This is a genomic window from Polaribacter sp. Hel_I_88, from assembly GCF_000687935.1.
Taxonomy (GTDB): domain Bacteria; phylum Bacteroidota; class Bacteroidia; order Flavobacteriales; family Flavobacteriaceae; genus Polaribacter.
This window is the reverse complement of sequence record NZ_JHZZ01000001.1, coordinates 2,050,971-2,062,059: the sequence shown is the minus strand read 5'-3', so window position 1 is coordinate 2,062,059 and position 11,089 is coordinate 2,050,971. Positions and strand designations below refer to the sequence as shown.

The following is an 11,089-nucleotide window of genomic DNA, read 5'->3' as shown; positions in this document are numbered from 1 at the left end:
ATTTCTTTAAAAAGCTTTTAAGAAGTACGAGCGGAGAGACTCGAACTCTCACACCTTTCGGCACTAGATCCTAAGTCTAGCGTGTCTACCAATTCCACCACGCTCGCATTTTGGTTTGCAAATATAAACAATCATCCCAAACTACAAAGCAGTTCATTATTATTTTTATATTTTTGATGTAAATTTAAAATTATCTCATGGATACAGTAAAATCATACATAAAAGAAAACAAACAACGCTTTTTAGACGAACTCATAGAATTGTTAAAAATACCTTCTATAAGTGCAGATAAAGCTTACAAAAAAGACGTTTTATTAACAGCCGATTTTGTTTTGGAAAGCTTAAAAAAAGCTGGTTGTGATTCTGTAGAACTTTGTGAAACTGCTGGCTATCCAATTATTTATGGTGAAAAAATCATCAATAAAAATTTACCTACAGTTTTAGTATATGGGCATTATGATGTGCAACCAGCAGATCCTATAGAATTGTGGACTTCTCCTCCTTTTGAACCTGTTATTAAAAAAACAGCTATTCATCCAGAAGGTGCCATTTTTGCAAGAGGTGCTTGCGATGATAAAGGACAAATGTACATGCATATTAAAGCTTTTGAGTACATGATTAATTCTGGAAACTTACCTTGCAACGTAAAATTTATGATTGAAGGTGAAGAAGAAGTTGGTTCTGTAAACTTATCAACTTTTGTATCGGAAAATCAAGAGAAATTAAAAAACGACGTGATTATTATTTCGGATACAGGAATGATTGCGAATGATATTCCATCCATAACTACAGGTTTGCGTGGTTTGAGTTATGTAGAAGTAGAAGTCACAGGCCCAAATAGAGACTTACATTCTGGTTTATATGGTGGTGCTGTTGCTAATCCTATTAATATATTATCAAAAATGATAGCTTCTTTGCATAATGAAGATAATCATATTACCATTCCTGGTTTTTATGATGCTGTACAAGAATTATCAACCGAAGAAAGAACAGAAATGGCAAAAGCTCCTTTTAACTTAGAGGAATATAAAAAATCTATTGCTATTGACGATGTTCATGGAGAAAAAGGATATGCTACAAACGAGCGAAATTCTATTAGACCAACTTTAGATGTAAATGGAATTTGGGGAGGTTATATTGGTGAAGGCGCAAAAACGGTAATTGCCAGCAAAGCGTATGCAAAAATTTCGATGCGTTTAGTACCAAATCAAGATTGGAAAGTAATTACAGACTTATTTAAGAATCACTTTGAAAATATTGCACCTAAATCAGTAAAAGTAAAAGTTACACCACATCATGGAGGCCAGGGCTATGTAACTCCTATTGATAATATTGCGTATCAAGCTGCAAGTGAGGCTTATGAAACTACATTTGGTAAAACTCCAATTCCGCAAAGAAGTGGAGGTAGTATTCCTATTGTAGCTTTGTTTGAAAAAGAATTGAAAAGTAAAACAATTTTAATGGGCTTTGGTTTAAATTCTGATGCAATTCATTCTCCAAACGAACATTTTGGCGTTTGGAATTATTTAAAAGGAATAGAAACCATTCCATATTTTTATGCTAATTTTGCACGATTATCTTTATAATGTTATCTTTAGGGAATAATAACCTCTGTATTTATCATTTAAACGATATAAATATACAATTGATAAAAAAAATCCCTCAAAATAAATATATAGTAATAAATTTGACATTTAAAGTTTTAATCAAATAATCAACACATAACATAAATAAAAATAAAATGAAAAAAATTTACTTTGGGGCAGTATTCACACTAATGTCTTTTTTCGCAAGTGCACAAGATTACGATCATTGGTCTATGGATATTGGTGGAGGTATTCAACAAATTGGTTCCACTTTAACTCCTGGGTTTTCTGAAAATATTTTTGGTCAAGGACATATTGGTTATAGATATATGTTTAACGAAAAATTTGGTTTACGATTAGATTTGGGTTATAACAGTTTTACAGCCAATGAAGATTCTCAACCATTTACATCTAACTATTACAGAGCTAGTTTAGAAGGAGTTGTAAACTTAGGAAGTGTTTTAAAGTTTCATACTTGGACAAATCGTATTGGGTTACTAACGCATGTTGGTGCAGGTGCAGCTTCTTTAAATATTACTGAACCAACTGATAATGGTGGTGACTTAATGTATGCAATGAATATAGGTTTAACACCTCAATTTAGATTGAATAATAGATTTACTTTATTTTTAGATGTTAATAGTATTATTCATTTTCATCAAGAAGATAATTTTGATGGAGGCCCAAATCAAGATCCAAGAGAATCTAACATTAGTCTTATGAATACATCAATAGGATTAAGTATTGCTCTAGGTAAAAACAAACAATCTTCAGATTTTTGGAGAGGTGAAGAAGCTGTGGTAGTAAACTCTGAATTAGAGTCTATAAAAAATCGTTTAAATAATGCTGAAAAAGAAATCGAAGTTCTAAAAACCAAAGAAATGTCTTCTCCTAACAAAGAACTTATCATGACAGAATTAGACAACAGATATGTTAAGAAAGGAGAAACTACTTATGGAGATGTTGTAACAAGCTCTAACGTAGATTTTATTAAAGAGCTTTTAAATAGAGGTTATGTTAATGTGTATTTTGATGTAAACAGTACCAAAATTCAGAAAGAATCTATATCATCAGTAAACTATTTAAGACAGTTTTTATTCGACAATCCTTATGTAAATGCTTCTTTAATTGGTTTTGCAGATGAAACTGGTAAAGAAGAGAAAAATTTAACTTTATCTAACAACAGAGCAAAAGCTGTTTTTGATATGTTAGTTGCTTCAGGAATTAGCGCAACTAGATTGTCTTATGGTGGTGTTGGTGAAGACAAAACAATGACAAAAGGCGCTAGACAATTAGCAAGAAAAGTTACTTTTAAAATTAATTAGTAAATAATTAATTCTTTAAATATTAAAAAACATCTACAATTTGCTTTGTAGATGTTTTTTTTATAACTCATAATACCAAGTTACCCTAAACCAGAGGTTATTTTCGGTTATATTATTTATAAACCCACCTAATCTATAATCTAAACCAAACTCAATTCTATCTTTTTCACTAGCTTTATAACCCAAATAAGGAGTTAACCGTATTTCCAAATCTTTCTCTTCAAAGTCATACAAATATTCATTTCCTAGTTTTAAATAGAATTCTTTCACATCTACTTTTTCTCCATTTAAAGCTTTTTCTGCACTAACTCTGTATCTTGTTCTAAAGGTAGTTTGTTTTTTAGATTGATAAAATTGCTCAAAAGCAAATCGATGCCCAACTTTTATGGCCGTCAACTGATTTACAAAATTGTAATGCTGAAAAGTTCTGTGAATAATATCTGAATCTCGAAAACGCAGAATATATCCAAAATTAAAAGACTGATTCAAACTTGTTTTTAATGATAGAATAGAAGAAGCATCTACCAAATTATGAGACAGTTGCAACTCATCATCATAAACTACAGCTCTAGATTCAATACTATGTACCCACTTTAATTTATCATCTATTTTTTTTGATAACACTATTTTCGGTAATAAACCTGCATCAAAATTAGATTGACTTTTTGTTTTCAAACAAAAAAAACTAACCAACAAAATGAGCACTTTTGTTTTAAAATTCAAGGTTTATAGAATTTACAGGTTTAAATTTTAGCTCTTTAAGAATATTCCCCTTTTCATCAAACAAAATTTCATACAAATCATAATCGCTATCTTTTTTAGCTTTTACTATCAGTTCATAATTTATTTTAATAGATGTAGACATCGACTTTAAATCAAAAACTATTTTATAAAGCTCATTTTCATCTCCATTAAATTGAATTTGAGTTTTCTTAATTCTATACTTTTTAAAGTTTGTTGTTAATTTTTTTACAATAAGATTTTGTAGATTGCTTTCTAGCTTTTTAAATTTTACAGTTTTTTCAACATCTAAAATTTTACCAGTTTCAGCAAACTCAATACTATATCTATGTTTTTTGTAACAGGTTTTAGCTTCAAAAGTTTTACCATCATTACTTTCTTCTGCATACCATTTTACTTTTTTAGGAAATTTCCATTTGGTAATAATCTTTTGCGCTTTTTGTGGAGCCTCAGAAAAATTAATTCTGTATTCTTTTTCAAACTTTTCTTGAGAAAATGAAATAGTTGAAATTAGTGCAGTAAAAATAATACAAAGATTTTTCATTATTATTCCTTTAAAATATAAGCCTTTAAAATATAATCTACTTTTGGATATTCCTTTCGCAGATACTCATTTCCCTGTTTTGCAATTTGCCCTTGTTTACGCCCTAAATTATCTCCATAACCATCGTAAAATTTCAATACATTTTCTTGACCTGCAATTACTTTTGCAACTACAGGAAAACCTGTAACACCAGAATAAGCCAACTTATCTAACCTATAATTTTCTTTTAAATTGATAAATAGCTGGTTGGATCTTGTTTTAACTCCTACTCTAGCAAAAGAAATTGTCATAGAATCATTTTTTTTGATGACAGGCTCATCTTCAATACCTCTTTTTTGCCAAGCATTGTTTATGAGTGTATCATTATGAATCCCAAACTGCGCCACAAAATTAGGTACAACTCTAAAAATGGCAACATCTTGGTAATACTCATTTTTTATCAATTGGTACAATCTATCCACGCCATTTGGCGACCATTCTCTAACTGCATCAATATCAAAATTTCCTTTTGTAGTTTCAAATCTGGCTTTAAAAGTTGCAGGCGCTTCTTTTTTTAACCATTTTTCTTTAAACTTTTTTGTAGCACAAGAAGAAATTAAAATAACTGTTGCTAATACTAAAATTCTTTTCATTTTTTTGTTTGTTATAAGAACTCAAAGATACTTAAAAAGCAAAAAACTTTAACTCTACATTTGTAGAATTCATTTTTTTATTCTATGTTTGTAGAGTAAAAATAAAAATCGATGCAATTATCTAAAACCGAAGAGCAATTAATGCAATATTTATGGAAACGTAAAAAAGCATTTTTAAAAGATTTATTAGAAGATTTTCCTGAACCAAAACCAGCAACAACAACAGTTGCAACCTTACTAAAAAGAATTAAAGACAAAGGTTTTATTGATTATAAGTTGTTCGGAAAATCTAGAGAATATTACCCAATTATTAAAAAAACAGATTATTTTTCGAATCATGTAAATGGCTTGATAAAAAATTTCTTTAACGATTCTGCTAGTCAGTTTGCTTCTTTTTTCACAAAGGAAACCAATTTAACAACTCAGGAATTGGAAGAATTAAAAAAAGTAATCGATACTCAAATTAAAAATCAAGAAAAATGATTGTATATCTATTAAAATCGGCAACCTGTTTGGCATTGCTTTTAGCATTTTATCACTTGGTTTTAGAACGTGAGAAAATGTACAATTTCAATCGTTTTTATTTATTAGGAAGCATACTTTTTTCCTTTTTAGCGCCTTTATATGTTATTTATATTGATATGGCTCCCTTAATTTTAAAAGAGACACCAATAAATAATTTCGAGAACTCAACAGAAATTACTCCTGAAATTATAGTAGAAAAATCCATTGATTACACACTCATAATTATAGGAATTTATAGCCTAATTTCATCCATCTTTTTCTTACGATTTGGAAAAAACTTGTTTCATATTATTCAAAAAATAAGAAAGAACAAAAAAGTAAATTACCAAAAAGCAGTTTTGGTTTTGGTTGATGATAAGATATTGCCTCATACTTTTTGGAACTATATTTTCATCAATAAAAATGACTATGAAAATCAAAAAATCGAGCAAGAATTATTCACTCATGAACTGACTCATGTTACTCAAAAACACACCTTAGATGTTTTGTTTTTAGAGTTTCTACAAGCCATTTTCTGGATAAATCCTTTCTTTATATTACTTAAAAAAGCAGTTCAGCTAAATCATGAGTTTTTAGCAGACGAAACTGTAATCAATCTACATAAAAACACAACCCAATATCAGCATTTATTATTGAATAAAGCTGCTTGGAAAAACGATTATTACTTGGCCAGTAATTTGAATTATTCATTGACTAAAAAAAGATTAAAAATGATGACAACACAAAGTTCCCGAACAAAAATTTGGCTTAAAAAGCTGGCAGTAGTTCCACTTTTGGCAGGTTTTATTTTCCTCTTTGCAGAAAGAGTTGAAGCGCAAGAAGTTATTGAAGTAAAAGATTATATAGACGCTCCAATAAATGATTTACAAATTGAAGATTTAGATCCAAAAGATATTAGGGTAAAACTAAAAGATGTAAATAATTTAAAAATTTCTTATACAGACAAAGACACTATCATTGAAAAAAACAAAGCGTCAGAAAAACAGATGAACGAATATAAGATGCTTTTAAATGAAGGAAAAAAACATAATATCTACAAGTTAAAGAATATTAAAAAAATGCAATCTATTTATAGTTTGATGTCTGAAAAACAAAAGAATGGAGTTCAGAATATTTCTGAAATAATTCCACCACCTCCACCACCAATAGCTAAAACTTCGAAACAGAAAGTTGCGAAATCAGATAAAATTCGTGAAACAATAGATAGCAAAAAAGATCTTAATGAATATAAAAAAAGTAATAAAAATTACGAAGCATTTAGAAATAAAAAACCTCATTATATAGATAGTGATGATGAACGCAAAGAAACTTTAGAAAATTCATTTTCAGATCTTGGGTCTAGGTATTTTAATCTTTCTAAGGAAGATAAAAAGAAAGCTAAAAGACCAGTTCTTCCACAAGATCCCTATATAAGATTAAGAAAAAACAACAAAGTTTTTTATAAATTAAGAAAAGATTTCACTGAAGAAGATAAATTATTAATTCCACCTCCACCACCAGTTCCTAATGCAACTAAAGAAGAAATTGAAAAAGCTAAAAATGCTTATGAAGCTTGGAAAGTAAGAACTGGAAATGACTATCCACCTCCACCTCCACCTCCACCAGTAAAAAAGAAACAAGAATATATAGATACAATTCCAAAAAAAACAGCTGCTACAGAATTACAAATGAAAAAATATGAATCAGTAGTTAAAAAAAGAAAAAAGACTGATATTTTTAAAGTAAAAGAAATCAATAAAATCAAAGAAATCTATACTTTGATGTCTGACGAACAAAAAAAATCAGTAATTAATGTTAACGATTTTATAAAGACAATACCAATATTAACACCAAAAATAGATTGGGTATTTACCTATAAAAGATTAGCTAATAGAGTAGAAAGAACATCAAACAACAGAAAAGCAAATTTGATTTATTTAAAAGAGATTTATAATACTAAAATGTCTGATCAAGAAAGAGCAAAAGTTACGGCACCTGATAAAATTTCACCTCCAACACCATCTCCAACAGAAGAACAAAAGAATCAAGAAACTCAATTAAATAAGTATTTGAAATTATCTGAAAACTACATTGGCAATGAAAGTCGCACTAAAAAAGAACTTGAAGAAATAAAAAAACAATATGCTCTTCTTGATGAGTCTATAAAATCAAATTTTATGTCACCAGATTATATTATTAAAAACATGAAGGTTCTAGAAGCTAAACATAAAATAATGATGAACGCTAAACAAAAAGGAAAAGTGTATAAACTAAGTGAATCAAATTAAAAATACAAACCTCGAAATTTCGAGGTTTTTTTATGTAACAAATTCTATTTTTAAACGTTGTAGAAGTATCCAATTGATTATAAAACCATGCTTAAAAATTTCTTTCTTACCTGTTCTGGAGTTGATAAAAACTTAATTAACGAATGTTCTAATGGCGAACAAAATAAATATGTTGGTATTGGAGCTACTGTATTTTTTACAGCAATTATGGCAACTATTGCTGGTAGTTATGCTTTGTTTACTGTGTTTGATAACTTGTTTGCTGCTATTTTCTTTGGATTGATTTGGGGTTTATTAATCTTTAATCTAGACAGATTTATAGTTTCTACCATTAAAAAATCGGATTCTAAGTTGAAGGAATTACTGCAAGCTGCTCCAAGAATTGTATTAGCAATAATAATAGCTGTCGTTATTTCTAAACCTTTGGAATTAAAGTTATTCGAAAAGGAAATCAACCAAGTTTTATTGACGCAAAAAAACAAAATGACTTTGGAGAATAAAACGCAGATAGCGCAACAATTTACTCCAGAAATTTCAAAGATAAATTCGGAAATTGATATTTTAAAACAAGAAGTTTTATCCAAAGAAAATGAAACCAATGCTTTGTATGAAACCTATATTGCAGAAGCTGAAGGAACCAAAGGAACCAAAAAACTAGGAAAAGGACCTGTTTACGAGGAAAAAAGAGCCAAACACGATGCGTCTTTATTGGCTTTAAATCAATTGAAAAAAGATAATCACGAGATTATCAAAGAAAAAGAAAATGCCATTGCTGTTTTAGTGAAAAATCAAAAATTAGCTGAAACAAAATCGCAACCAATTATTGCTAATTTTGATGGATTAATGGCTAGAATAAATGCTTTGGGTGAATTGCCTTTTTTTACATCGTTCTTTATTTTTTTGCTGTTTTTAGCAATTGAAACATCACCAATTATTGCAAAACTATTAGCACCAAAAGGCGAATATGATTTTAAGTTAGAAGAAAAATTATCGGCTATACAAACTTGGGCAACGCAACAAATGCAACAAAGAGAACAAATGTTGCAAGCAGATATTGCTATTGATAATAAAGTATATAAAGATATTACTGCAGATGATGATTTGTACAACTACAAACAAAAAATGGCAAGAGAACTCATGAAATTGCAAGCAGATTCTTTCTATAAAAAACAACAGAAAATGTTGTAGAAAAGCCTTTAGTTTCTAATAATTATTATACTTTCAAACAAGTTTAGCCCAGATTGAACGACCTGTTTGAGCTCTTTTTTTATGATGAACTCGATTCAATATCTCTTAGCTGAAATAATATTTGTTCTAAATATGAACAGATGCTGAAATAAATTCAACATAAAAAAAAGCGAGTAGTGAAAGCTGGAAATAGCTTCAAAAAAATTAAAAATTTGAGATGATTTTAGTGTAAGATCCCAATTTTTATCGGGATTTGTTCAACTAGCAATTTTTAAATTTAGCTTCGCTATTTTAAAAATTAGTTTCACAAAAAAAAAGCGTCCCATTTAAGGGAAGCTTTCCATTGGTTAACAAAACCAAAGGCATTTTTTACAAAAAATGCCAAAACAACACAACTAAATGTTACTTCAACAAAAAGCAACACACAAATATACGTTGATTTTGTAAATTCTAAAATAAATATCATTTTTTTTATAATTTTCGCAATTGCCTATTTGCAGTTACATTGTATCTTTGTTGCTTAATAAAATCAGAAAATTTAAAGATCCAATGCAATTATCAGAACAAGAAGTTGTACGTAGACAAAAGCTTACAAAATTAAGAGATTTAGGTATTAACCCTTATCCAGCAGATTTATTTCCTGTAGATTCAAACTCGAAAGAAATAAAACAGGAATATGTAGAAGGAAAACAGGTGGTAATTGCTGGTCGTTTAATGGTAATTAACATTCAAGGAAAAGCGTCTTTTGGGCAGTTACAAGATGGTGAAGGTAGAATTCAATTGTACTTTAATAGAGATGAAATTTGCGAAGGTGAAGACAAATCTATGTACAATGATGTCTTTAAAAAATTATTAGATTTAGGAGATTTTATTGGAGTTACTGGTACTCTTTTCACGACTAAAGTTGGTGAAAAAACAGTGATGGTTAAGGAGTTTAAAATGTTATCTAAATCTTTAAAACCTTTGCCAATTCCGAAGGTAAAAGATGGTAAAACGTATGACGCTTTTACAGATCCAGAAATGCGTTATAGACAACGTTATGCAGATTTGGTGGTAAACCCAAAAGTAAAAGAGGTGTTTATAAAAAGAACAAAATTGTTTAATGCAATGCGTTCTTTCTTTAATAATGCTGGTTATTTTGAGGTTGAAACGCCTGTTTTACAGCCAATTCCTGGAGGTGCAGCTGCAAGACCTTTTATAACGCATCATAATTCTTTGGACATTCCATTATATATGAGAATTGCCAACGAATTGTATTTAAAAAGATTAATTGTTGGTGGTTTTGATGGTGTGTATGAATTCTCTAAAAACTTTAGAAATGAAGGAATGGATAGAACTCATAATCCTGAATTTACAGCCATGGAAATCTATGTTTCTTACAAAGATTACAATTGGATGATGGATTTTTGTGAAAAACTTTTAGAGCATTGTGCAATTGCTGTAAATGGAACTTCAGAAGCTACTTTTGGCGAACATAAAATAGATTTTAAAGCGCCTTACAAAAGAATTACAATGCGTGATTCTATTTTGGAGTATACAGGTTTTGATATTTATGACAAGACCGAAGATGAAATTAGAACAGCTGCAAAATCAATGAACATTGATGTGGATGAAACCATGGGGAAAGGGAAATTAATTGATGAAATTTTTGGTGAAAAATGTGAAGGGAATTACATTCAGCCAACTTTTATTACAGATTATCCTAAAGAAATGTCTCCACTTTGTAAAGAACACAGAACAAATCCTGAATTAACAGAGCGTTTTGAATTGATGGTTTGTGGTAAAGAAATTGCAAACGCATATTCTGAATTAAATGACCCAATTGACCAACGTGAGCGTTTTGAACATCAATTAAAATTAGCTAAAAAAGGTGATGATGAAGCTACAGAGTTTATTGATGAAGATTTCTTAAGAGCGTTAGAATATGGAATGCCTCCAACTTCTGGAATGGGAATTGGAATGGACAGATTAATTATGTTTTTAACAAATAATCAATCGATTCAAGAAGTGTTATTTTTCCCTCAAATGAGACCAGAGAAAAAAGCGCCTTCTATTGAATTGAATGATGATGAAAAAGCTGTTTTGGCGATGATTACCAAAGCTGAAAAAATAGAATTAAACGAACTGAAATCACAATCTGGCTTATCAAACAAAAAATGGGATAAAACCATTAAAGGTTTAACCAAAAAAGATGTTGCCAAAGTTTCTAAAACTGAGGAAGGTTTGTTTGTTGAAATTATATAAAAAAATATGCCACGAATTCACGAATAAAAAAATCTGA

The 11,089-nt window shown here is 29.5% G+C and carries 9 protein-coding genes and 1 tRNA gene; 6 read left to right on the top strand and 4 right to left on the bottom strand.

The window, feature by feature from the left end; genetic code table 11:
• Positions 1-25: 25 nt before the first annotated feature.
• A tRNA-Leu gene (locus P161_RS0109270) sits at positions 26-107 on the bottom strand.
• Positions 108-197: 90 nt separating this feature from the next.
• On the opposite strand from P161_RS0109270, the gene P161_RS0109265 reads away from it, so the two are divergent.
• Both P161_RS0109265 and P161_RS0109260 read left to right on the top strand, forming a co-directional pair.
• Positions 198-1,586 carry a dipeptidase gene (locus P161_RS0109265; RefSeq protein WP_026776728.1) on the top strand — a complete coding sequence of 463 codons (1,389 nt, stop codon included), beginning with the start codon at positions 198-200 and terminating at the stop codon, positions 1,584-1,586.
• A gap of 155 nt (positions 1,587-1,741) precedes the next feature.
• Positions 1,742-2,911, top strand: a complete 1,170-nt coding sequence (locus P161_RS0109260) for an OmpA family protein (RefSeq protein WP_026776727.1) — start codon at positions 1,742-1,744, stop codon at positions 2,909-2,911.
• A 60-nt stretch (positions 2,912-2,971) separates the two neighbouring features.
• Here P161_RS0109260 and P161_RS0109255 read toward each other — a convergent pair whose 3' ends face one another.
• The 3 genes from P161_RS0109255 to P161_RS0109245 are packed head-to-tail and all read right to left on the bottom strand — an operon-like array spanning position 2,972 to position 4,828.
• Positions 2,972-3,586, bottom strand: a complete 615-nt coding sequence (locus P161_RS0109255) for a DUF2490 domain-containing protein (protein ID WP_231494723.1) — start codon at positions 3,584-3,586, stop codon at positions 2,972-2,974.
• A 37-nt stretch (positions 3,587-3,623) separates the two neighbouring features.
• A complete protein-coding gene (locus P161_RS0109250) occupies positions 3,624-4,196 on the bottom strand; it encodes a hypothetical protein (RefSeq protein WP_026776725.1) in 573 nt (190 codons plus the stop codon).
• 2 nt (positions 4,197-4,198) lie between these two features.
• Positions 4,199-4,828, bottom strand: a complete 630-nt coding sequence (locus P161_RS0109245) for a peptidylprolyl isomerase (protein ID WP_026776724.1) — start codon at positions 4,826-4,828, stop codon at positions 4,199-4,201.
• A gap of 111 nt (positions 4,829-4,939) precedes the next feature.
• Between P161_RS0109245 and P161_RS0109240 the strand changes: the two genes are divergently transcribed.
• From P161_RS0109240 to lysS, 4 genes are all read left to right on the top strand, one after another.
• Complete coding sequence (locus tag P161_RS0109240) at positions 4,940-5,311, top strand: BlaI/MecI/CopY family transcriptional regulator (RefSeq protein ID WP_026776723.1); 372 nt, start codon at positions 4,940-4,942, stop codon at positions 5,309-5,311.
• A complete protein-coding gene (locus P161_RS19095; RefSeq protein ID WP_081817011.1) occupies positions 5,308-7,620 on the top strand; it encodes a M56 family metallopeptidase in 2,313 nt (770 codons plus the stop codon). The genes P161_RS0109240 and P161_RS19095 overlap by 4 nt, the downstream gene beginning before the upstream one ends.
• Before the next feature lie 87 nt (positions 7,621-7,707).
• Positions 7,708-8,808, top strand: coding sequence for a DUF4407 domain-containing protein (locus tag P161_RS0109230; protein WP_026776722.1), 1,101 nt, complete (start codon positions 7,708-7,710; stop codon positions 8,806-8,808).
• 549 nt (positions 8,809-9,357) lie between these two features.
• Positions 9,358-11,052 carry a lysine--tRNA ligase gene (gene lysS / locus P161_RS0109220; protein ID WP_026776721.1) on the top strand — a complete coding sequence of 565 codons (1,695 nt, stop codon included), beginning with the start codon at positions 9,358-9,360 and terminating at the stop codon, positions 11,050-11,052.
• Positions 11,053-11,089 lie beyond the last annotated feature (37 nt).

Coding starts and splice junctions, on each gene's coding strand:
- P161_RS0109240 (WP_026776723.1), top strand. CDS start 4,940: ATGCAATTATCTAAAACCGAAGAGCAATTAATGCAATATTTATGGAAA.
- P161_RS19095 (WP_081817011.1), top strand. CDS start 5,308: ATGATTGTATATCTATTAAAATCGGCAACCTGTTTGGCATTGCTTTTA.
- P161_RS0109265 (WP_026776728.1), top strand. CDS start 198: ATGGATACAGTAAAATCATACATAAAAGAAAACAAACAACGCTTTTTA.
- P161_RS0109260 (WP_026776727.1), top strand. CDS start 1,742: ATGAAAAAAATTTACTTTGGGGCAGTATTCACACTAATGTCTTTTTTC.
- P161_RS0109250 (WP_026776725.1), bottom strand. CDS start 4,196: ATGAAAAATCTTTGTATTATTTTTACTGCACTAATTTCAACTATTTCA.
- P161_RS0109245 (WP_026776724.1), bottom strand. CDS start 4,828: ATGAAAAGAATTTTAGTATTAGCAACAGTTATTTTAATTTCTTCTTGT.
- lysS (WP_026776721.1), top strand. CDS start 9,358: ATGCAATTATCAGAACAAGAAGTTGTACGTAGACAAAAGCTTACAAAA.
- P161_RS0109230 (WP_026776722.1), top strand. CDS start 7,708: ATGCTTAAAAATTTCTTTCTTACCTGTTCTGGAGTTGATAAAAACTTA.